21 protein-coding genes are annotated in these 22,506 nt (G+C 53.3%); 14 read left to right on the top strand and 7 right to left on the bottom strand.

Going from position 1 to position 22,506, the window contains the following annotated elements; all coding sequences use genetic code 11:
* Positions 1–6: 6 nt before the first annotated feature.
* Positions 7–1,452: a glycoside hydrolase family 47 protein gene (locus tag ACRRUX_RS10890; protein WP_432530112.1), complete on the top strand. Its 1,446-nt coding sequence runs from the start codon at positions 7–9 to the stop codon at positions 1,450–1,452.
* Between the two features lie 201 nt (positions 1,453–1,653).
* On the opposite strand, the gene ACRRUX_RS10895 is transcribed toward ACRRUX_RS10890, so the two are convergent.
* The 6 genes from ACRRUX_RS10895 to xseB all read right to left on the bottom strand — a co-directional run bounded on the left by ACRRUX_RS10895 (position 1,654) and on the right by xseB (position 9,077).
* On the bottom strand, positions 1,654–2,955 hold the full coding sequence (locus ACRRUX_RS10895) for an NAD(P)/FAD-dependent oxidoreductase (protein ID WP_432530114.1): 1,302 nt from the start codon (positions 2,953–2,955) through the stop codon (positions 1,654–1,656).
* A gap of 387 nt (positions 2,956–3,342) precedes the next feature.
* Positions 3,343–3,699, bottom strand: coding sequence for a cytoplasmic protein (locus tag ACRRUX_RS10900; protein ID WP_432530116.1), 357 nt, complete (start codon positions 3,697–3,699; stop codon positions 3,343–3,345).
* Positions 3,700–4,551: 852 nt separating this feature from the next.
* Positions 4,552–5,700: an L-threonine dehydrogenase gene (gene yiaY / locus ACRRUX_RS10905; RefSeq protein ID WP_432530118.1), complete on the bottom strand. Its 1,149-nt coding sequence runs from the start codon at positions 5,698–5,700 to the stop codon at positions 4,552–4,554.
* 351 nt (positions 5,701–6,051) lie between these two features.
* Positions 6,052–7,932, bottom strand: coding sequence for a 1-deoxy-D-xylulose-5-phosphate synthase (gene dxs, locus ACRRUX_RS10910; protein ID WP_432530120.1), 1,881 nt, complete (start codon positions 7,930–7,932; stop codon positions 6,052–6,054).
* A gap of 21 nt (positions 7,933–7,953) precedes the next feature.
* Complete coding sequence (ispA, locus tag ACRRUX_RS10915) at positions 7,954–8,835, bottom strand: (2E,6E)-farnesyl diphosphate synthase (RefSeq protein ID WP_432530122.1); 882 nt, start codon at positions 8,833–8,835, stop codon at positions 7,954–7,956.
* A 2-nt stretch (positions 8,836–8,837) separates the two neighbouring features.
* Positions 8,838–9,077 carry an exodeoxyribonuclease VII small subunit gene (gene xseB, locus ACRRUX_RS10920; RefSeq protein WP_432530124.1) on the bottom strand — a complete coding sequence of 80 codons (240 nt, stop codon included), beginning with the start codon at positions 9,075–9,077 and terminating at the stop codon, positions 8,838–8,840.
* Positions 9,078–9,372: 295 nt separating this feature from the next.
* Here xseB and pomA point away from each other — a divergent pair, with 295 nt between their 5' ends.
* The 9 genes from pomA to ACRRUX_RS10965 all read left to right on the top strand — a co-directional run bounded on the left by pomA (position 9,373) and on the right by ACRRUX_RS10965 (position 18,832).
* Positions 9,373–10,140 (top strand): flagellar motor protein PomA, encoded by a 768-nt coding sequence (gene pomA, locus ACRRUX_RS10925; protein WP_432530126.1) that lies wholly within the window; start codon positions 9,373–9,375, stop codon positions 10,138–10,140.
* A 3-nt stretch (positions 10,141–10,143) separates the two neighbouring features.
* The gene (locus ACRRUX_RS10930) at positions 10,144–11,082 is read left to right on the top strand and encodes a flagellar motor protein MotB (protein ID WP_432530128.1); all 939 of its coding nucleotides are present in this window, start codon (positions 10,144–10,146) and stop codon (positions 11,080–11,082) included.
* A gap of 146 nt (positions 11,083–11,228) precedes the next feature.
* On the top strand, positions 11,229–12,683 hold the full coding sequence (thiI, locus tag ACRRUX_RS10935) for a tRNA uracil 4-sulfurtransferase ThiI (protein WP_432530130.1): 1,455 nt from the start codon (positions 11,229–11,231) through the stop codon (positions 12,681–12,683).
* A gap of 236 nt (positions 12,684–12,919) precedes the next feature.
* A complete protein-coding gene (locus ACRRUX_RS10940; protein WP_432530132.1) occupies positions 12,920–13,831 on the top strand; it encodes a transcriptional regulator GcvA in 912 nt (303 codons plus the stop codon).
* A gap of 1 nt (position 13,832) precedes the next feature.
* Entirely contained in the window at positions 13,833–14,501 is a 669-nt protein-coding gene (locus ACRRUX_RS10945) for an alpha/beta family hydrolase (protein WP_432530225.1), read from the top strand.
* Complete coding sequence (locus ACRRUX_RS10950; RefSeq protein WP_432530134.1) at positions 14,494–14,880, top strand: DUF423 domain-containing protein; 387 nt, start codon at positions 14,494–14,496, stop codon at positions 14,878–14,880. Before ACRRUX_RS10945 ends, ACRRUX_RS10950 begins: the two co-directional genes overlap by 8 nt.
* Before the next feature lie 245 nt (positions 14,881–15,125).
* A complete protein-coding gene (gene rlmM / locus ACRRUX_RS10955) occupies positions 15,126–16,211 on the top strand; it encodes a 23S rRNA (cytidine(2498)-2'-O)-methyltransferase RlmM (RefSeq protein WP_432530136.1) in 1,086 nt (361 codons plus the stop codon).
* A 333-nt stretch (positions 16,212–16,544) separates the two neighbouring features.
* A complete protein-coding gene (locus ACRRUX_RS10960) occupies positions 16,545–18,140 on the top strand; it encodes an ABC-F family ATPase (protein ID WP_432530138.1) in 1,596 nt (531 codons plus the stop codon).
* 92 nt (positions 18,141–18,232) lie between these two features.
* The gene (locus ACRRUX_RS10965; protein ID WP_432530140.1) at positions 18,233–18,832 is read left to right on the top strand and encodes a glutathione S-transferase family protein; all 600 of its coding nucleotides are present in this window, start codon (positions 18,233–18,235) and stop codon (positions 18,830–18,832) included.
* A gap of 122 nt (positions 18,833–18,954) precedes the next feature.
* On the opposite strand, the gene sodC is transcribed toward ACRRUX_RS10965, so the two are convergent.
* Positions 18,955–19,476: a superoxide dismutase [Cu-Zn] SodC gene (gene sodC, locus ACRRUX_RS10970; RefSeq protein ID WP_432530142.1), complete on the bottom strand. Its 522-nt coding sequence runs from the start codon at positions 19,474–19,476 to the stop codon at positions 18,955–18,957.
* On the opposite strand from sodC, the gene ACRRUX_RS10975 reads away from it, so the two are divergent.
* The 4 genes from ACRRUX_RS10975 to ACRRUX_RS10990 all read left to right on the top strand — a co-directional run bounded on the left by ACRRUX_RS10975 (position 19,475) and on the right by ACRRUX_RS10990 (position 22,490).
* Positions 19,475–19,762: a hypothetical protein gene (locus tag ACRRUX_RS10975; protein ID WP_432530144.1), complete on the top strand. Its 288-nt coding sequence runs from the start codon at positions 19,475–19,477 to the stop codon at positions 19,760–19,762. The genes sodC and ACRRUX_RS10975 overlap by 2 nt on opposite strands.
* The gene (locus ACRRUX_RS10980; RefSeq protein WP_432530146.1) at positions 19,719–20,372 is read left to right on the top strand and encodes a DUF998 domain-containing protein; all 654 of its coding nucleotides are present in this window, start codon (positions 19,719–19,721) and stop codon (positions 20,370–20,372) included. The genes ACRRUX_RS10975 and ACRRUX_RS10980 overlap by 44 nt, the downstream gene beginning before the upstream one ends.
* 248 nt (positions 20,373–20,620) lie before the next feature.
* Positions 20,621–21,925 carry a DUF2157 domain-containing protein gene (locus ACRRUX_RS10985; RefSeq protein ID WP_432530148.1) on the top strand — a complete coding sequence of 435 codons (1,305 nt, stop codon included), beginning with the start codon at positions 20,621–20,623 and terminating at the stop codon, positions 21,923–21,925.
* On the top strand, positions 21,918–22,490 hold the full coding sequence (locus ACRRUX_RS10990) for a GDYXXLXY domain-containing protein (protein WP_432530150.1): 573 nt from the start codon (positions 21,918–21,920) through the stop codon (positions 22,488–22,490). Before ACRRUX_RS10985 ends, ACRRUX_RS10990 begins: the two co-directional genes overlap by 8 nt.
* Positions 22,491–22,506 lie beyond the last annotated feature (16 nt).

Raw genomic sequence — 22,506 nt, forward strand, 5'->3', positions numbered from 1 at the left:
TACATTATGCTCAGGGGCGTACTCATTTTGCTGCTACTGGTCATTGGCGGTTGCAGCCATCAGCAGGGCGTTCAGTCGGGCAAGCTGCAGGTTCTTCGGGCCAGGCCCGGCGTTACCGCGTCGCCCGCTCTCGCCCGGGAAGTGAAGGCTGAAATGCAACGCAGCTGGCAGGCCTACCGGAAGTACGCCTGGGGCGATGATGTGTTGCTGCCTTTGTCAGCGCAAGGCTTCAACTGGTATGAAAGTTCTCTGGGTATCTCGCCCTACGACGCCTACAGCACCTTGAAAGTGATGGGCATGGATAAGGAGGCCGATGAAGTCCGCACCTATGCGCTGGAGATGGACTGGGATAAAGACGTGTATGTGCAGGTGTTCGAGGTCAATATTCGAATTCTGGGTGGATTGCTGGCTATGTATGACGACAGTCAGGATCCTGCGGTACTGGCAAAGGCTGTGGATTTTGCCGACCGACTGCTGCCAGCTTTTGATTCCCCTACTGGCATGCCTTATCACTCGGTCAATTTGAGAACCGGTAAGACGGCTGGAAACAAAGGTGAGGGCGAGGGCCGGGTGGTGAATGTCGCCCAGGCGGCGACCTACCTGTTTGAGTTTGGCATTCTCAGTTATTACAGTCGTGATCCCAAATACTATCAGGCTGCCAAACGGGCCACGATGGCGGTGTTTGAACGTCGCAGTGAAATTGGCCTTCCCGGTGAGAATATCGATGTGGAAACCGGCGAATGGGTGGGGACCCGCTGGCACCATCTTCAGGCCGGTGTGGACTCTTATTATGAATACCTGTACAAGAGCCTGATCCTGTTTCCCGACGCCGAGATCCAGGCGGTGTGGCAGGCCAGTATCAGCGCCATCAATCAATATCTGGCTGATGATTTTGAGGGACACAGGTTTTATACCATAGTGGACATGGACAGCGGCAAGATACTCAAACGCTCAGTGTCCCTGTATGACGCCTTTTTTCCCGCGATTCAGGCGCTGTCAGGAGATGTGCAGAATGCGGCGAAAAACCAGCATAGCTGGCACTGGATGTGGCAGAAACACCACCTGCTGCCCACTCGTTATCACTATGGTGAGGACAGAGTTGAGTATGCCAACTCGGAGCTGAATCCGGAGATCATCGAATCTGCCTATTATCTGCACCAGTTAACCGGTGATGATACCTATCTGGAGATGGTGAAAACCTATTGGCGCGATATCAACGCCTGCTGCCGAAATTCGCTGGCTTTTCATGCTGTTGAGGATGTAAGCAGCAAGGCGCCAAAAGATTATCTGGCCACCTATTTTTTTGCCGAAACCCTGAAATATTTCTATCTGGCATTCGCTGGGCAAAGTGTGTTTGATTTCAATGATTGTGTGTTTAACACCGAAGCACACAACTTCCGGCGGGATCATTTTGATGCGGCAGAGGCGAAAGTCAGGTTGGGATTGAAATAGGCTTTACTTGCCAGTTTTGGCTGTTTATTCGCACCCATACTGGTTCCGGGGCGAGTCATTTTAAACACCCGGGTAATCCAAGTTTTGGCTTTATAACTATCTGATTTGATCTGATAAAGGAATGATATGTTGAAGTGGCTGGCGGCCTGCATGCCGTCTATGATGCCCGGTTAATACCGGGCATCATTGTTTGTCGCAGGATCAGTGCAGCTTGAGGTGCGGATGAATGATACGGCTGATACCTTTGGCCAGCATCAGCAGAGTGCCGCGTACCACACCGTGCAGTTCAATCAGATGACGGCGGTACAGTGAGGTGTACACGAAGCGGGCAATCTTGCCTTCAACCAGCACACCACCGCCGATGAAGGACATCAGGTTACCCACGGTATGGAAGCGGGACAGGTTCACCAGTGAGCCCAGATCTTTGTACAGATACTCGTGACGTGGCGCCTGACCGTCGATCATCAGCATGATGTTATCTGCGGTCATCAGTGCCATCTGACGGGCGCTCTGGCCGCGTGGCGGTACAAAGCTGCCATCCGGCTGTGGACAGGCCGCACAGTCACCGATGGCAAAGATACGCTCATCCAGAGTGGTTTGCATGTTCTGCTTTACCATCACCTGGTTGATGGCATTGCTCTCCAGTCCGGCAATATTTTTCAGGAAATCCGGCGCTTTAACGCCGGTAGACCAGATCACCATATCTGCTGGCAACTCGACGCCCTCTGCCGTGGTCAGACTCTTGGCATCAACGCGGGTAATGCGGGTGTTGGTCATTACATTGACGCCCAGTTTCTGCAATTCGCGGGTTACCGACTCGGAGATTTCCGCCTTTTCAACCTTGGGCAGAATACGGCTGTCAGCTTCAATCAGCGTCACTTCCAGAAGGCTGTTGTCTATCTTGTAGCCAAAGCCGCGCAGCTGTTCAACGGCATGGTGCATTTCGGCAGACATCTCTACACCGGTTGCACCGGCGCCGACTACAGCAATCTTGATCTTATCCTGCAGCTGTTCGTGGCGGGCATAACGCATGAACTTGTTCAGCAGGCGTTTACGGATGGCCATGGCTTCTTCAGTGCTGTCGAGGAATTCGCAATATTCACGGACGCCGGGAATACGGAAATCGTTGGCAATGGAGCCGATGGCGATCACCAGATAGTCATAGTCGACACGACGGGATGGCAGTAGCTCGGCACCATTGTCATCAAAGATGGGAGCCAGGATCACCTGACGCTGCTCACGGTCGATGTCGGTCATTGCGCCCTGCTGGAAATGGTAGCCGTGGGCGGCTGCGTGACTGCGATAGTTGAGGGCATCAATACCCACATCGAGTGCACCGGTAGCCACTTCGTGCAGCAGTGGTTTCCACACATGGCTGTCGGCACAATCGACCAGAGTCACTCTGGCTTTGCCTTTTCGGCCCAGTTTATGACCCAGTTTGGTGGCAATTTCCATACCGCCGGCTCCGCCGCCGACGATAACCACATTGGGTTGCGCTTGCATTGTCGTATGCTCCTTGAAGAAAAAACAGAATTTGGGTCCGGCGTCGGCGTGTTGATTGATTTTGGTTGGGTACGCGATGACCGGCTCAGCGACAGATGGGCTGATATTGGACAGGAATCATAGCAGTGTAGTAAAAATACAACAATTCGCTGGTTAGCGGGCTAAAATGCAATTAATGCTAACTTTGCATCTTTAATTATTTGAAAAATAATGAATTGTTTGTTTTGAAATGAAGGTTTTAATGGCGGCTGAGTGGCGTTTTTTTTGTCAGTATGTGATCTGTGATTAATTATTATCAGTCACACCGAAGAAAAGCGTTGAGCATGGACAATCAGCGATTATTTATCCATGCTCATCCGGCGTTGGGGGTTACCCGCAAGCTGGCACTTACTGACTGATTTTTTGCATAAAGTCATCCAACAGGTACTGGAATACTTCATCGATATCCACTTCGGCCTGAGATTCATCCTGGATCAGTTTGAATGTGGCCAGTACATGATTGTCACTGTTAACCCGTTCGTGCAGTAACCCATAATACACCGGGCGATCAGATTGCTTTTTAACGACCAAGGCGCCGCGATCCAGCTCCTGAGTTCCATCCTGGTTGTGCCAGCGGTAAACCCGATCCAGCGCTATTTCACTGGAGTGATTCATCTCTACATGGGTGTGCCAGTCAAATGCCTCGACATCCGGCTGTTTCATTGTTCTGACGGTGTAGTTGTATACCTGGGTAATTGCTGTCATTGAACCGCTCCCTGAAATGCCATTTTTTTCATCATGGTGAGCTTTTTCGCCTGGGTCAAGCCATCAGCGACCGAAGTGTGAGACGGGTGCTGCGTGCTGGCCACACAAAATGACGGAAGCGGCGACTGCGACATAACTCTCCGTTGGCTGGTAACGCGTTAAAACTGAAGGCGTTGTGCGGTGCCACCTGGAATTGACACTCGCTGAATGGATGTCAGCTGTAAATGTCCGGGATTGCCATCTCTGGCGTAAATGCCAGGATTCAGTTGACTGGTATTGGCAGAGACCGTCACAGACAGCCAATGTCGGGCTTGGCAACGTTAGTCGTTTGCGCGCTGAAATATGTAATGCAACATGTGTGGCAAGAAGTGGTTTAAGGCACTTGAACCGGGAGTTCAGGTAATTGGGATGCCAGGGCGTATTGTTGCGGGTTCCGCTTGTGTCTGCGGTGGGGGGGGGCGGATCTGATGGCGTCATCACAGAAAAAGCCACCCGCAGGTGGCTTTGATACCCTCATTTATTGCGTATTTGCCAGGCAGTTATTGCATTTCCCCGGCCGCGACTGGGTTAGTCAGGTGCCTTACTTATCCCAATTTCATTTAATAGTTGATCTGTTTCAGCGGGAGTTCAATGCGCTTGAGACAAGGTCATTAACCGCTCCCTGGCAACAGCTCCTGCGTTGCTCTACCTCTTGCATCCAAGCAGTCGTGCGTTAATGACATTCGCCACATCCATGTGGTTTGCGAGGTGGCGAAGTCATAGTGCTGCTATGTCAAGACGGCTGAGCACAGTATCAAGCACATAGAAACCCTGACACGCTCTGAATTGATCAAACTATTAACGGAGTTGGTATTACAGAGCGTTTCTGAAGATCTGGCAGATTTCTTCATGGGTTGCCTGTTTGGGATTGGTCAGGCCACAGGCATCCTTCAAGGCGTTTTCGGCCAGTGTTGGGATATCTGCTTCCTGTACGCCCAGCTCAGTCAGACTGGCGGGAATATTGATTGATGCTGCCAGCGCCTTAATGGCAGCAATCGCAGCCTGCGCACCCTGTTCATCGTTCATATCTGTCACGTCCACGCCCATGGCTTTGGCGACATCTTTCAGGCGAGCGGCAGCAACCTGAGCGTTGTATTGCTGAACATAAGGCAGCAGCAACGCATTGCACACGCCGTGGGGCAGGTCGTACATGCCACCCAGCTGGTGCGCCATGGCGTGCACATAACCCAAAGAGGCGTTGTTAAAGGCCATACCGGCAAGGAACTGAGCGTACGCCATTTGCTCACGGGCCTGAATATTACTGCCATCCCTGACGGCCAGTTGCAGATTCTGGTGGATAAGCTCAATCGCCTTGATGGCACAGGCATCGGTTATCGGGTTGGCGGCAATCGAGACATAGGCTTCGATGGCGTGGGTCAGTGCATCCATACCTGTGGCTGCAGTGAGCCCGGCTGGTTTTTTCAGCATCAGCTCAGGGTCGTTGACCGACAGGAGCGGGGTGGTGTGTTTGTCCACAATCGCCATTTTTATATGGCGGGCTTCATCGGTAATGATGCAGAAGCGGGTCATCTCACTGGCTGTGCCTGCTGTGGTGTTAATGGCCACCAGTGGCAGTTGCGGCTTGGCAGACTTATCGACACCTTCATAGTCTTTGATGGAGCCGCCATTGGTGGCGACCAGAGCGATACCTTTGGCACAGTCGTGGGGCGAGCCACCGCCAAAGGAGATCACAAAGTCACAGCCGTTGTCTGTCAGCAGTTTCAAACCTGCTTCAACGTTGCCGACAGTGGGGTTGGGCTGCACGCCATCAAACAGTGTGGATTGGATGCCGCCGGCACCGAGTTTTTCAATTAACTCACCGGCCAGCCCTATTTCAACCAGAGGTTTATCGGTGACGATCAGCGCGTGTTTGAAACCAAGGGCATTGATGTCGTTAATCGCATCGTCCAGAGCGCCCTGACCCAAAGTGTTCACGGAAGGGATAAAGAATTTAGCGGCCATAGGTCACCTCTCAAGTCAGTAAAAATTCACATAAGTCGTGTCTGACAAAAGGGGTTAAATCCTTAATAAGCAACGAGTTATGTAAACTCTCCTGTTGTTCAAATCTGCTCGTTTCGGTAATAAAATTACCAGCAGTTGAAATTAATTGATGTGATCAGGAGCAAGAAAGTCGCCTGAATTTATCTGCAGGCAGCACAAAAAATGGAAGCGGGTTACACCAATGTGGAAAGTTTGAGGCGTAAGGTTACATCTTGTTTTCGCGGCGTTATGCCGCTGGGTCTGTTTGAGCCCAATAAAAAACCCGGCATCTGGCCGGGCTTTTTATCATCGGGAATATAGATTCACCGTTGTTCAGGCAGTAAATTGCTGTATCTGCTCAAGAATACCTTTGGCATCAAGTTTGAGATCTGCGGTGATCTCTTCCGGTGCGCCGTGCTTGATAAACTCATCGGGCAGGCCGATAAGTAACGTTGGCCTCAGTAGTTGCTGACTTGCCATGTACTCCAGCACGCCGCTGCCAGCACCACCTTTGATGGCATTCTCTTCCACAGTGACTATGACGTCATGTTCCTGAACCAGCTGGCTGACCAGGGCTTCATCCAGTGGTTTCACAAACCGCATATCCGCGACAGTGGCATCCAGCACTTCAGCGGCTTCCAGCGCGGCAGCCAAAGTGGTACCAAAGTTCAGAACGGCGATGCGCTTGCCATTGGCACTGTTGCCCTGACGCACAATGCGACCTTTGCCGATTGCCATTGCGGTCATTTCTTCAACCTGCTCGGCGCCGGTGGCACTGCCACGGGGGTAACGCACGGCGGTTGGGCCATCATTGTAGCAATAGCCGGTATACAGCATCTGGCGGCATTCGTTTTCATCGCTTGGTGCCATGATCACCATGTTGGGGATACAGCGCATAAAGCTCAAATCAAAGGCACCCTGGTGGGTTGGACCATCGGCACCCACAATACCACCACGGTCAATGGCAAAAAGGACCGGCAGTTTCTGCAAAGCGACATCGTGGATCAGCTGATCATAGCCACGCTGCAGGAAGGTCGAGTAAATAGCGACCACAGGCTTGTAACCTTCACAGGCAAAGCCTGCGCCCAGGGTGACAGCATGCTGCTCAGCGATAGCTGCATCGAAATACTGCTTGGGGAAGCGCTGGGAGAATTCCACCATGCCAGAGCCTTCACGCATGGCCGGAGTGATGCCCAGCACTTTGTCATCCTTGGCGGCGACATCACACAGCCACTTGCCAAACACCTGTGAGAAAGTGGGCTTGCCCGGTTTACTGGCAGGCTTGGCAAAAGTGCTGGGATCAAACTTGGGTACGGCATGCCAACCGATAGGGTCACGCTCGGCAGGCTCATAGCCTTTACCCTTTTTGGTCATGATATGCAGGATCTGCGGCCCTTTCAGGTTGCGCATATTGCTCATGGTTTCCACCAGAGCGTTCACATCATGGCCGTCGATGGGGCCGATATAGTTAAAGCCCAGCTCCTCAAATAGCGTGCCGGGAACCACCATTCCTTTGAGGTGCTCTTCGGTGCGCTTGGCCATTTCCTTGATAACCGGCATGCCTTTGAGCACTTTTTTGCCGCCTTCACGGATGGTGGTGTAGAAACGACCTGACATGAGTTTGGCCAGGTGGTTGTTCAGTGCGCCGACATTCTCGGAAATGGACATCTCGTTGTCATTCAGGACAACCAACATATCGTTGTGCAGATCGCCGGCGTGGTTCATGGCTTCAAACACCATGCCACCAGTCATGGCACCATCGCCGATCACGGCAACCACTTTACGGCCGGCGCCTTCTTTTTCGGCGGCGACTGCCATTGCCAGCGCGGCGGACACAGAAGTGCCGGAATGACCCACGCTGAAGGTGTCGTATTCACTTTCTTCCCGCCATGGGAAAGGGTGCAGACCATTTTTCTGACGAATGGTTGGCATGCGGTCACGGCGGCCAGTGAGAATTTTGTGCGGATAGGCCTGATGACCCACGTCCCAGATCAGGCGATCAAAAGGCGTGTTATATACATAGTGGAGCGCAACAGTCAGTTCCACTGTCCCCAGACCGGAGGCAAAGTGACCGCTGGAAATGCCCACGGACTTGAGCAGGAACTCACGCAGCTCATCGGCCACCTGTGGCAATACAGAGGGCGGCAGCTGGCGCAACTCTTCCGGGGTGTTGGCCTGTGCCAACAGGGGGTAATGCGATATGTCCAAACTCATAATGAGCAACTTTATCTCTTGTTATACTCTTCGCTCGACAATATATCGGGCAAAGTCTGCAATTAACTGGCTATTGTACGGCAAAGTCTGCAGTGCTGACAGGGCATCGGCGACCAGTCCGTTCGCACTGGCGATGGCACCATCCAACCCCAGCAACTGAGGGAAGGTGCTTTTATCTGCCTCAGTGTCAGAGCCCTGTGGTTTGCCCAACTCTTCGGTGGTTGCGGTAATGTCCAGAATGTCATCCTGCACCTGAAATGCCAGCCCGATGGCATCGGCATAGGTCAGCAGGGCTTTACGATCGGCATCATTGGCATCGGCGCAAATCAGTGCCAACTCAACCGCGCAGCGGATCAGGGCGCCGGTTTTTTTGTTATGCAATCGGGTCAGTGTCGGCAAATCAATACGCTTGCCTTCGCTGGCCAGATCGATCGCCTGACCGCCACACATTCCCTGATAACCGGATGCTTTGGCCAATGCTGATACCAGCCTGAGCTGTTGGCCTGGCGTTAACCCATCGATGGGTTGACTGAGAATCTCAAAGGCCAGTGTTTGCAGGGCGTCACCGGCTAAAATTGCGCTGGCCTCATCAAAGGCTATATGAACAGTGGGCTGACCACGGCGCAGGTGGTCGTCATCCATCGCCGGCAGATCATCATGGATCAGGGAATAGGCATGAATACATTCAATGGCGGCGGCACAGGCATCGAGTTTGCCTAGGGGCACACCGAGCATCTGACCGACACTGTAAACCAAAAAGGGACGGATTCGTTTGCCGCCGATAAGGGCACCATGGGTCATGGCAGCTTTCAATGTGGCAGCTTGGTCATCCAGTGCATTGAGGTGCACTTTAAGCTGGGTATCAACCCGTTGTTGATACCCGGTAATCGCATCGGCTAACACGCTTATTCTACCTCGGTGTTGTAGCTCGACAGGGGGGCTTGTTCATCGGCTTGCATCAGAATGGCAACTTTTTGCTGTGCCTGTTCCAGCTTGGCCTGGCTGTTTCTTACCAGGGATATGCCACGCTCAAATTGCTTGAGTGCGTCGTCCAGCGGGATTTCTCCACGCTCCAGTTGGTTCACTATGTGTTCCAGCTCGGCAAGGGACTCTTCAAAACTGAGATTTTCCGGTTTTTTGGCCACTTTGTCTTTCCTAATATTCAGGCTTGCACAAGGTATCTCAGGGCGCAGTTGGGGTCAAATCAGGACGTTGGATATTTGCTCAACAGCACGCTTTATTAGGGAAATTTTGTTAGAAAAATTAAAATGAAGCTAAACTTCCCTTGAACCTGACCGATAACTGAGAACAGGTGTCATCCTGATTTCAAATGGCAGAAAGGACTGGTTACTGGACTGGCGCAAGGCTGGCAGATCAGTTCCGGGGTGTATTTTGGGGATTTGGGTACGCAGTTGTACCTTGTTGATTTAGGAGCATTCAGTGGATTTAGCGACACTCATAGGTATCTTGGGGGGATTTGGTTTCGTTGTCGGCGCCATGGTAACCAGTGGTGGCCTTTCCATCTTTATCGACATTCCCTCGGTACTCATTGTGTTTGGTGGCTCACTGTTTGTGGTCATGATGAAATTCAACCTGGGCTCAGTGATCGGCGCGGGTAAAATTTTCGTCAAAGCCTTTATGTTCAAACTGGATAAGCCGGAAGATCTGATTGAACAATCAGTGACTATGGCTGATGCTGCCCGCAAAGGTGGCTTTCTGGCACTGGAAGAAGCGCAAATCTCCAATCCTTTTATGCAGCGCGCAGTCGATATGCTGGTGGACGGCCATGACGGCGATGTGGTGCGTGAGGCGCTGGAGAAAGACATTAGCCTGACTGAAGAGCGACACAAAGCCGGAGTCAGTATTTTCAAAGCGCTGGGCGATGTGGCACCGGCGATGGGGATGATCGGTACCCTGGTGGGGCTGGTGGCCATGCTATCCAACATGGATGACCCCAAATCCATCGGTCCTGCGATGGCGGTGGCGCTGTTGACCACTCTATATGGCGCCATGCTGGCCAACATGGTGGCGATTCCGATAGCGGATAAACTGCAACTTCGCATGGCGGAAGAGGTGATGGTTAAAAACCTCATCATGGATGCCGTACTGGCCATTCAGGATGGGCAAAATCCCCGGGTCATTGAGAGTTTCCTGAAGAATTACCTCAATGAGGGTAAACGTAAAGTCGACACCACAGGCGGAGAGTAAGCCGTGGCCCAGAAGAAGTGTGACTGTCCACCACCGGGCGCACCTATGTGGCTGGCAACCTTTGCCGATTTGATGTCACTGCTGATGTGCTTCTTTGTGCTGTTGCTGGCGTTTTCCGAAATGGATGTGGTGAAGTTCAAGCAGATCGCCGGCTCGATGAAGTATGCCTTCGGGGTGCAGAATAAAGTCAACGTCAAAGATATTCCCAAAGGCACGTCGGTGATTGCACTGGAGTTTCGTCCCGGCAGGCCTGATCCTACCCCGATTGAGATCATCAATCAGCAGACCAATGAAATGACGGAACAAAGCGTCAATGTGCAGGCCGGTGAAGATGACAGCAGCGGCGGTGTCCAGTCTCAGGAAGGTCAGCAGCGGGGTGGACAGACGGCGGCCACCGCGTCACAAAGCTCGGCATCCTCAGCGGAAAATCAAACCAGCTCGGAGCAGGAGCAGGTCAATGATCAGGTGAAAAAGCTGGCGGAGAAGCTGGAGCAGGAAATCATAGATGGCGCCGTGGAGCTTGAGTCTTTAGGTCAGCAAATCATTATCCGTATTCGCGAAAAAGGTTCCTTTGCATCCGGCTCAGGCTTTTTGCAACCCAAGGTTAAGCCCATCATTCGTACCATAGGTGAGACGCTCAAGGACGTGCCCGGGGTGATCACCGTGGCAGGTTATACCGATGATATGGTGATCAGCAACGAGCTTTATTCGTCCAACTGGGATTTGTCTGCAACCCGGGCGGTATCTGTCGCACAGGAGCTGGCCAAAGTTAAGGGTATAGATCAGCAGCGGATGAAAGTGGTGGGCATGGCCTCGAACAACCCTTTGGTTCCCAATAATTCTGCCGCCAACCGGGCCCGCAACCGCCGGGTTGAAATTGCCATTGAGCAGGGCAAGGCTAAAGAGTCCGATGAGATATCGGTCGAAAAATCCTCCAACTGAGTATTCATAAGCCCATCATTTGATGGGCTTAATCCCTTTGATTTATCTCTCTGAACCCGCGATGGCCCAAACAGGGTGCGTCCGTCAGCCTGTGTTTGGTATAATCACCGGATCGCTATTTGGAAACACAGTCCTTTGGATCTCCCATGAAGTTTATCGTTAAGTTGTATCCGGAAATCATGATGAAGAGCAAATCGGTAAGGAAACGCTTTACCAAGATGCTCGAAACCAATATCCGCAATGTGCTCAAAAAGGTTGATGAAGACATCAAAGTGCAGCACCTGTGGGATAAATTGGTAGTGGTTGTGCCTGAGGGCAAAGCCGATTTGGCTGACCGGATCGCCGAGCGCCTGCAATGTATCCCCGGCATTGCCCACTCGCTGAAAGTGAATGAATACACCTTTGAAACCGTTGATGATATTTATCAGCATGCGCTGCCGGTCTACCGTGACCAACTGAAGGGCAAAACCTTCTGTGTGCGGGTAAAACGTGTCGGTCAGCATGACTTCAAATCCATTGAAGTGGAGCGTTATGTCGGTGGTGGTCTGAACCAGCACACAGAAGCGGCAGGCGTAAAACTGAAAGACCCTGACATGACCATCAACCTGGAAATCGACAAGCAGAAGCTCTACATGGTGGAGGAGCGCATCGACGGTCTGGGTGGTTTCCCTATGGCGACCCAGGAAGATGTGCTGTCACTGATCTCCGGTGGTTTCGACTCAGGCGTCTCCAGCTTCCAGTTCATCAAGAAAGGCGCCCGTACCCATTACTGCTTCTTCAATCTGGGTGGCGCTCAGCATGAGATTGGCGTGAAGCAGGTGGCTTATCACCTGTGGAAGACTTATGGCGAGTCCCATAAGGTGAAGTTTGTGTCAGTGCCTTTTGAGCCTGTGGTGGCTGAGATCCTGGAGAAAATCGATAACGGCCAGATGGGCGTGATCTTAAAGCGTATGATGATGCGCACTGCCGCCCGGGTAGCTGAGCGCATGGGCATTCAGGCGCTGGTCACCGGTGAGAGTCTGGGTCAGGTCTCCAGCCAAACCCTGACTAACCTGAATGTGATTGACCGCTGCACGGATCTGCTGATCCTGCGCCCGCTGATCACCATGGATAAGCAGGACATCATCAACGAAAGCCGTCGTATCGGCACTGAAGATTTCGCCAAGTCCATGCCTGAATACTGTGGGGTGATTTCCCAGCGCCCAACGGTGAAGGCTGTGCTGGCCAAAATCGAAGAAGAAGAGAAGAAGTTTTCCGGGGACCTTATCGATAAGGTGCTGGAAGAGGCCAAGATTATCGATATCCGGGAGATAGCTGCCAGCATGGACACCAAAGTGACTGAAACTGAAACCGTGAACTCTGTTGGTGCCCAGGAAATCGTGGTGGATATCCGTGCGCCGGAAGAGGAAGAGAAGCAGCCACTGGAAATCGACGGTGTGGACGTGAAGGTGATCCCTTTCTTCAAACTGGCGACCCAGTTTGCCGATCTGGACCGCAGCAAAACCTACCTGCTGTACTGTGAGCGTGGCGTAATGAGCAAGCTGCAGGCGCTGTATTTGCAGGAGCAGGGCTTCACCAATGTGAAGGTGTATCGTCCTTAATCCTACTCCGGATCTGAGGCCGCATCTGATGATGCGGCTTTTTTATGTCCGTTTGTCACAAAAGTCGCCAGACAGGTGTGGAAACTGACTGGATTAGCTGGCCTTTTTGCCCAAGAAAATGTCACAATCGCGATTAGAAAAACTAATCCAGTCTTGCACCAACATGTTCTTCATACAGGCTGGGTAGCGATCGGCACTTTTGCCGGTCAGATACATAGACAAGGGAAGTGACCACTATGTCCAGGCGTTTACCTCCGCTCAATGCGGTCAAAGCGTTCGAGGCCGCTGCGCGTCATCTGAGTTTTACCCGCGCAGCTGAAGAGCTGTTCGTGACTCAGGCGGCCGTCAGCCACCAAATCAAGGCGTTGGAAGAGTTTCTGGGATTGAAACTGTTCCGCCGCAAAAACCGCTCTTTGCTGCTGACTGAAGAAGGTCAGAGCTATTTTCTCGATATCAAAGATATTTTCGTGCAGTTGGGAGAAGCCACCGACCGTCTGCTGGCCCGCGGCGCGATAGGCTCGCTGACGGTGGCCATGTCGCCCAGTTTTGCTATTCAGTGGCTGGTGCCAAGATTAGCCAAGTTCAGTGAAAAGAATCCTGACATCGATGTGCGCATCAAGGCGGTGGACTCAGATTCCGCCAGCCTGACCGATGATGTGGATGTGGCGATTTATTACGGCCAGGGTAACTGGCCCGGGGTGCGCGCCGACAAACTGCGTAATGAAGTGCTCATTCCTGTGTGCTCACCCTTGCTGCTCAATGGTCCCAAGCCGCTGGAAAAGCCCGCCGATCTTAAATTCCATACCCTGCTGCACGATTCCAGCCGTCAGGACTGGCAGGCGTGGTTCCGCCAGTGCGGCGTGACGGATGTCAATGTCAATCAGGGGCCGATTTTCAGCCATTCCTCTTTGGTGCTGCAGGCTGCCGCCCATGGTCAGGGCGTGGCACTGGGCTACAGCGTGCTGGCGCGGCCGGATATCAAGGCCGGTCGTCTGGTCTGTCCGTTCCAGGAAGTGCTGGTCAGTAAGGACGCCTACTATCTGGTGTGTCAGCAAAGCCATGCTGAGCAGGGCAAAATCGCTGCATTCCGCGAGTGGATGCTGGATATGTTTGCCGAGGAGTCACGCAGTGAACTGCTTCCAGGCTGAGATTGATGCTGGCCATGTGCTTGTTGATGGCGAGCTGAAGGTCGGTGGCGATCTGGTGCTCTTGGCTCATGGCGCAGGCGCTGACATGAACCATGAATTTATGGCCGCTATGGCCAAAGGGCTTGCGGCCAAAGGCATGTGTGTGGTGCGCTTTAACTTTCCCTATATGCAAAAATGCGCCGGGGATGGTAAGCGCAGACCGCCGGACAGGGCGCCCAACTTACTGGCGTGCTTTGAGCATTACCTTGATTTGGCCGTTAACGCCGGGGCCGCTCGGATCTATTTAATGGGCAAGTCCATGGGCTCGCGGATGGCAGCCATAATGGTGGCTGATGACCTGGTTGCCGGTAAAGTGGCCGGTGTGGTGTGCCTTGGGTATCCCTTTATGCCTGTTGCCCGCAAGAAAGAAGTGGGCGGGGAGACTGAACCCAGGCTGGAACCGTTGCAGCAGGCCAAAGTACCGGTACTGGTGCTGCAGGGGGAGCGTGACAGCTTTGGCTCCTTTGCCAGGGCAAGCATCTGGCCGCTTGGCACTAACACCTCGATAAAGCCAATCCCTGATGGCGATCACAGCTTTGTGCCGCGCAAGTCGTCCGGTACCACATTAGTGGCTAACCTGACGCTTGCCGTTGATTATTGTGTTGCGTTTTTTGGAGAGAAACATGCGTAAAGGCTGGTTGTTGCTGGCATCCCTGAGCGGATTTCTGGCTGTGGCATTGGGAGCGTTTGGCGCTCATGGGCTTAAACATATCGCTACCCCGCAGATGATAGATATCTTTAATCTGGGCGTGGAATACCAGTTCTATCATACCTTTGCCATTATTGCGGTGGCGTTTGCCGGGCATTGGGTTAAGTCAAGACTGCTGGGCTGGGCGGCCTGGTGTTTTGCCGGTGGCATACTGCTGTTTTCCGGCTCTTTGTACCTTTACGCCCTGCTGGGCACCAAATGGACCGGTCCGATCACGCCCATGGGCGGCGGCCTGTTTCTGATTGGCTGGCTGCTGATCGCGGTGGCACTGTGGCGTGATAAGGTGGTCGAGCAGGCATAAGCCTGAGTCTTTTCGTTGAGATCAGTCATCGTCTGAGATAGTCCAGTATCTGAATAAGCCCAGTATCTGAATAAGTTCAGTATCTGAAAATGCGGCGTTGCACTCTGGTTTGACCTGAGTGCATGCCGCATTTTTTGTTTATGTTATACTGCTGCCCATTTTGCAGGGTGCCATGCTCCTGCGTTGGCAGGGCTGGTTAGCCCTGACTGTATTAGGGCCGCTGCCCGGATTAACCTGAGTTTCCAATGAAGAATCTGTTTTTGTTTTGTCGTGCCGGCTATGAAAAAGACTGCGCGGCGGAAATCCAGCTGCGTGCTGGTGAAATGAATATCGGTGGGTTTGTTAAAGCCAACCGTGATGATGCCTATGTGATTTTCCAGTGTTTCGCCGAGGGCGATGCCGATCGCCTGGCCAAAGAGCTGAGTCTGGACTCGCTGGTGTTTGCCCGGCAGATGTTTGCAGCCTCTGAACTGCTGGCTGATTTGCCGCAGGAAGACAGAGTCACGCCTATCGTTGAGGCCCTGAGTCAGGTTGAAAAAGCCGGTGAACTGAGAGTTGAAACCCCGGACACCAACGAATCCAAAGAGCTGTCGGCATTTTGTCGCAAGTTTACCGTGCCGCTGCGTCAGAGCCTGCGCAAACACGGTAACCTGCTGCAGAAAGAAAGCCCACGCCGCCCCATTATCCATGTGTGTTTTGTGGCGCCGGGTCAGGCTTATGCCGGTTACTCCTACAGCAACAATTCATCACCTCATTTCGGCGGTATTCCACGCCTCAAGTTTCCGGCCGATGCGCCAAGTCGCTCAACCCTCAAGCTGGATGAAGCCTTTATTCACTTTATCCCGAAAGAGGAGCAGGAAACCCGTCTGCGCAGCGGTTTAAATGCGGTGGATCTGGGCGCCTGTCCCGGCGGCTGGACCTATCAACTGGTGCGCCGCGGCATGATGGTGCATGCCATCGATAACGGCCCAATGAATGACAAGTTGATGGAAACCGGTCAGGTGAAACACCATATGGCCGATGGTTTCCGCTGGGAGCCGCCACGCAAGAACATCTACTGGCTGGTGTGCGATATGGTAGAAAAGCCAAGCCGCGTGGCCGAGCTGATGGAAGCCTGGGCGATTAACGGCTGGTTTAAAGAAGCGATCTTTAACCTGAAATTGCCGATGAAGAGCCGCTTTAAAGAAGTGCACCAGATCCTCGCGACCATGGATGAAATTCTGCGGGAAAACGGCGTGGAAGATTTCCGCATCAGCTGCAAGCACCTGTACCACGACCGCGACGAAGTGACAGTGCACCTGTGGCTCTACCCTGAGCGCGGCTGGAACTAATCCGGCATCCCAATTGAAAGCACCTCAGAGAGGTGCTTTTTTATGTCCAAAGTAAGCCTGCTCTCCGTTTGCGGCTGACTTCCATATTATCGCGCTGCTGCTTTCTCTGTTTTTGCGCTGCGCCTTGCCATGTCATCCCAATCTTTTCAGCTCTTGACTGCGGATTGGAGCATATGCCGTGTTCAATTTTTTTGGCGGCCGTTAATCTTGCTCATTTCATGACATCTTGATGTGTTTTTGATATAGTGCCGCGTTCGATTTTTGCGGCATGAATTTTGGCCATCTGCGCACAAGGTTCGGTCCGCCACACCCACAAAGATTTGGAAGTTCACATTGATCACTACAGCGAATATCACCATGCAGTTTGGCGCCAAGCCACTGTTTGAAAATATCTCGGTTAAGTTTGGCGGCGGCAACCGCTACGGTCTTATCGGTGCCAACGGCTGCGGTAAGTCTACCTTCATGAAAATTCTCGCCGGTGAGCTGGAGCCAACCAGTGGTAACGTGTCTCTGGACGTGAATGAGCGTCTGGGTAAGCTGAACCAGGATCAGTTCGCCTACGAGCAGTTCAGCGTGGTGGATACTGTGATCATGGGCCACAAAGAACTGTGGGAAGTGAAGCAGGAGCGTGACCGTATCTACTCTCTGCCTGAGATGACCGAAGAAGACGGTATCAAGGTCGCTGAGCTGGAGATGGAATTTGCCGAGATGGACGGGTACACCGCCGAAAGCCGCGCCGGTGAACTGCTGCTGGGCGTGGGTATTCCACTGGAGCAGCACTTTGGCCCGATGAGTGAAGTGGCCCCGGGCTGGAAACTGCGTGTGCTGCTGGCGCAGGCACTGTTCTCCGATCCAGATGTGCTGCTGCTGGACGAACCGACCAACAACCTGGATATCGACACCATTCGTTGGTTGCAGGATATGTTGAACCAGCGTAACAGCACCATGATCATCATCTCCCACGACCGTTACTTCCTGAACTCTGTTTGTACCCACATGGCGGATCTGGATTACGGCGAGCTGCGCGTGTATCCGGGCAACTATGATGAGTACATGACAGCTGCATCTCAGGCCCGTGAGCGTCTGCTGGCTGACAACGCCAAGAAGAAAGCCCAGATTGCTGAGCTGCAGACCTTCGTATCCCGCTTCTCTGCCAACGCGTCTAAAGCCAAGCAGGCCACTTCCCGTGCCAAGCAGATTGAAAAGATCAAGCTGGACGAAGTGAAGGCATCAAGCCGGGTGAACCCATACATTCGTTTCGAGCAGGAAAAGAAACTGTTCCGTAACGCTTTGGTGGTTGAGAATCTGACCAAGGGCTTCGATGGCGAACCACTGTTCAAAGACTTCAGCATGATTGCTGAAGTGGGCGAACGCATTGCCATTCTGGGTGAGAACGGCGCCGGTAAAACCACTATGGTACGTACCCTGATCCACGAATTGCCACAGGATGAAGGTACCATTCACTGGTCTGAAAACTCGTCTATCGGTTACTACGCGCAGGATCACGCCAGTGATTTTGAAAACGACATGACTGTCTTTGACTGGATGAGCCAGTGGAAGAAAGAAGGTGACGACGAGCAGGCGGTACGCGGCATTCTGGGCCGTATGCTGTTTGGCGCTGATGATATCCGCAAGTCAGTTAAGGTGCTGTCCGGTGGTGAGCAGGGTCGCATGCTGTTTGGCAAGATGATCATGCAAAAGCCTAATATTCTGGTGATGGACGAACCGACCAACCACCTGGATATGGAATCCATTGAGTCGCTGAACAACGCCCTGGAAATGTACGAAGGCACCCTGTTCTTCGTATCTCACGACCGCGCGTTTGTATCGTCACTGGCTAACCGCATTATCGAGATCACCCCCAATGGCGTGACCGATTTCAAGGGAACCTATGATGAGTTCCTGCGCAGCAAAGGCATTGAAGATTAATTCAGCCTTGAATATAAGTCGGTTGACTTGATGCTAAAAGCCCACGAGAGTGGGCTTTTTTGTGGGCGATTTTTACGGTGAAGGAGCAGGGAATGAAGATCTACGGCGATGTGAGTTCGGGCAATTGCTACAAACTTAAACTGGTGTGTGCGCTGCTGGGAATTGAGCACGAGTGGGTCAATATCAATGCGCTCAAGGGGGAGCATAAAACCCCTGAGTATCTGGCCATCAATCCCAATGGCAAAATTCCGGCGATGCAGCTGGATGATGGCCGCTGCCTGAGTGAATCCAACGCCATGCTCAACTTTTTGGCTCACGATTCCCCCTTGCTGCCCACCGATGCCTTCGAGCTGGCCAAAGTTGCCCAGTGGCAGAGCTTTGAGCAATACAGCCATGAACCTTATATTGCGGTCGCCCGTTTTATTCAGTTTTATCTGGGGCTGCCGGATGAGCGCCGGGCTGAATACGAGGCCAAGCATGCGCCCGGTTACCATGCGCTGGATGTGATGGAGCAGCAGCTTAAGCGCACTCCCTACCTGTGTGGGGAGTATTTCACCACGGCAGATATTTCCCTGTATGCCTACACCCATGTCGCCCACGAAGGCGGCTTTGACTTAACGGCGTATCCGGCAATTCAGGCATGGCTTGAGCGGGTCAGGGCGCTGCCGGGTTATGTGGATATGCAGGGGTGATAGCCATCCTTGCAACCACTGTATTTCAATGACGGACTTTCACAGACGACAACGCCGGGTCAATTAACCCGGCGTTTGTTTTTTGGGCCAAAACGAATTGGCTATTTTCCTGCAAGTTCCGCTTATTGGATCACGCCACAAGCCATGCGGGCACCGCCACCACCCAGTGGGGCAGGGTGATCTGAGTGATTATCGCCGCCGACATGCACCATAATCGCTTTGCCTTTGACTTCATTCAGGGTCAGCTTGGGTGCCAGTACCGGGTAGTTGGCATTGCCATGGTGATCCACGTACAGGGCAGGCAGATCGCCTTTGTGATTGCCCGTGTCCCAGGGATGACCATGTTTGCCGGTGTTGTCCGGATCATAGTGACCACCTGCGGCGCCGGCCAGTACGGTTTTGCCATCCTTGGTGGCAGGCTCACAGCTGCCGTTGGCATGGATATGGAAGCCATGCTGACCTGCGGTCAGACCATGGATGTCGGGGGTCAGCACCAGGCCATATTCGGTTTGTGTCAGGGTAATGGTACCGACCTGGGTATTGCCTTCCGGCGCCAGCAGTGACATCTCGACGGTGGCAGTGTCTGCGGCCAGAGCCGGGGCAGCTGCCAACAACATCAGTGAAGCGATAAGCGTCTTGCGCATGGTGATTCTCCTTGTAGGATACAGCGGCCGCTGTAATTGCAGCATCATGACACCGGTATGGCCGGTTGTCTGTGACGGCGATGATTGGAATCAATGGATTAATTCGATTGGCTTAAACGGTTTTTTTATTTTAAAAACAACGCAGTATTGGAGGTTTTCCGGCGTGGCATTGCTGGACACTGACCTGGCATCTTCATATTATTGGTTGATTTTAAATCGAAAGTGGACGCAGGGAGTGCTGTATGTTGAGCCAGTTTCTGATGATTTCCAGGCCATGGTGGATTAAGTGGCTGCCCGTGCTGAGCTACCTCTGGTTAGTACTTACTGTGCTGATAGCCGGGGCTTTTTACCCGGATTACAGCCATGTTTCCCAATATATGAGTGAACTTGGTGCCAGCGGTGCGCCCCATGCCTGGAGCGTGAATTATCTCGGGTTTGTCCCGACTGAACTTCTGTTGCTGGTATTTCTGGCGCTGCTGCTGCCGGTGCTGCCCCAGACGGTGCCACTGCGGCTGGGCATCGGCTTACTTGGTCTGTACGCCATCATGCTGCTGGGTGCCAGCGTGTTTACCTGTGACTTTGAATGTCGGCCGACCCGTGCCACCTTCGCCCATGGCCTGCATATCACTCTGGGGGCATTTGCTTATCTGGCGGGTATTGCCGGGGTGCTGTTGGTGGCCGTGTCCGCCCGCAGTTGGCCCAATGGTTTCCCATTGACCCTCAGTGGCGTTGCCATCGCCATTTTATGTTTTGGGCTGCTGCTTAATCTCAATCCACAATTGCCCTGGGTAGGGCTGATGCAAAGGTTGATGGAAACCCTGATGTACCTCTGGTTTATTCTGCTGGGCCGGTACGGTGCAGGTTTGCCCCTTGTCCGCAGTCAGGCGCTCCTTTAACTTGGTTGCGGTTTCAGGTCGAGTTCCGGGAAAATGGATTCAGTTAACAGGCCTGAGCGCAGGTTTATTTATCCGCGGTAATCTAATGGGGATGAATGGTCCGGGGCCGATGGTTTCTATACTGCCCGAGCCAATGCTCCTGTTATCAACATAACGGTGGGACATCATTGCCGGAGGGAGAGCGTTGCAGGCTGCAAGTTACGCTGCCGTGCCTATACCAGTCGCTGCGTACATCCAGAGGACATGCCATGAAGTGGTTCAATTATTTTAAGCGGGACACTGTCCGGGAGGTCGCCTCCTGGGTGGATGAGGGCATTATTTCCCGGCAACAGGGGGAGGCCATTTTGCGCCGTTATGGCGCTGACTGGGATGATGCCAACCGCCATTCATTCGGTTATTTTCTGCTGACGGCGCTGGCCGCCCTGTTTGCCGGACTGGCGCTGATTTTGGTCATGTCCCACAACTGGGATGAGATACCACGTATGGTCAGAATGCTGGGGCTGATTGCGCTGACCGCCACCGTCAACCTGCAGGGCACCAGACTGTATTTGGGCGGGCGTCCGCAGGCGGGGACTATCTGGCTGTTCTTCGGCGGTCTGTGTTATGGCGCGTCCATCATGCTGATCGCGCAAATCTATCATTTGGGTGAGCATTATCCCGATGGCATATTCTGGTGGGCGCTGGGTGTGCTGCCGCTGGCACTGTTGTGTCAAAGTCGCCTGCTGACGTTGCAAATGCTGGTGCTGGCGCTGATCTGGCTCAGTGTCGAGGCATCCACCGGCTTTTTCCCCACGCTGTTGCCGCTGTTTGCCCTGAGTGCACTGTGGGTTTCGCTGCGCGCAGCCCCCAGCCGCAGTCTGTTTTTACTCAGTATCTTCAGTCTGGTGATATGGCTGGATTTATTGCTGAGCTGGTTTCACGGGCAAGGGCGCGATTTTGACTGGCTGATAGAGCAGCTGCCGTTCAATATTTCGCTGGGACTTATTCTGGCTGGCCTGGCCGCTCTGCTCATCACCCGGACGGATGAACGACTTAACGATTATGGCCGGGGGCTGCAACAGCTGGTGCAGTGGCTTGGCATACTGGTGCTGATTGTGATGAGCTTTGATGGCGCCTGGCGCGAGCTGCAGGCGCAGTTGGTGTGGTCCACATTGACACTGACACTGATGCTGGGGCTGTGCGCCATACTGGCCATCGCACTGGCCTGGCAGGCACCTGTCATGACCCGCGTTGCCATCGGCAGTCAGGGGCTGTTTTACACCCTGGTGATGCTCAATACCGGACTTGGGGTGTTATCGGTACAGGCGCTGACGGTACTGACCAATCTGCTGCTGGTGCTGGTGGGCATTTACAGTATCCGCCGGGGGATTGATGAATCCGACGGCTCGGCGTTTTACACCGGCATCTCCGTCTTGCTGCTGACCGCGTTGATGCGTTACTTCGATTTGATTGGCGATTATCTGGGGGGCGCGCTGCTGTTTGTGCTGTGTGCCGCTGTGCTGTACGGCTCAGCCCGTTATTGGCGCTATCGCCGGGAGGTCAGTCATGGATAAGTCATCCCGGGGAGCGGCTATGCCATTGTCTCGAACATCCTCCTTTGCGGGCCGTTGGCTCAAATGGGGCATGGTGCTGACGATCATTTTGCAGCTGGGGGTGTTGGCGGTTGAATACATCAGTTCCGTCTGGCCGCTGTGGTTTGGTCAGCCGGTGATGCTCACCACGGCTCCCGTTGACCCCCGCAGTCTGTTTCGTGGCAACTATGTCAGGTTGAACTATGACATCTCCACCGTGCCCCGCGCCATGGCACAGGAAGATTTCAAAGTGGGGCAGCCGGTGTATTTGAGTCTGAATATCGACGGCAAGCAGGCGCGGCCATTACGGCTTTCGGCCACGCCACCTGCTACCGGCACCTATCTGCGGGGCCGGGTGCGCGGGATGGGCGATCCTTACCGGCTGGAGTTTGGTATTGAAGCGTTGTTTTTGCCTAAAGACAAAGCCATCAAGGCTGACACCCTGCTCAGGGATAAATCGGTGAGTGCGCGGATACTGGTGCTGGACAATGGCAGGGCGGCGCTCGATACCCTTTACTGTGGCGACAAGCCCTGTGAACTGGAATAGGCTGCCGGGGCGGCAG

The organism is Shewanella sp. GXUN23E, assembly GCF_050865035.1.
Taxonomy (GTDB): Bacteria; Pseudomonadota; Gammaproteobacteria; order Enterobacterales; family Shewanellaceae; genus Shewanella.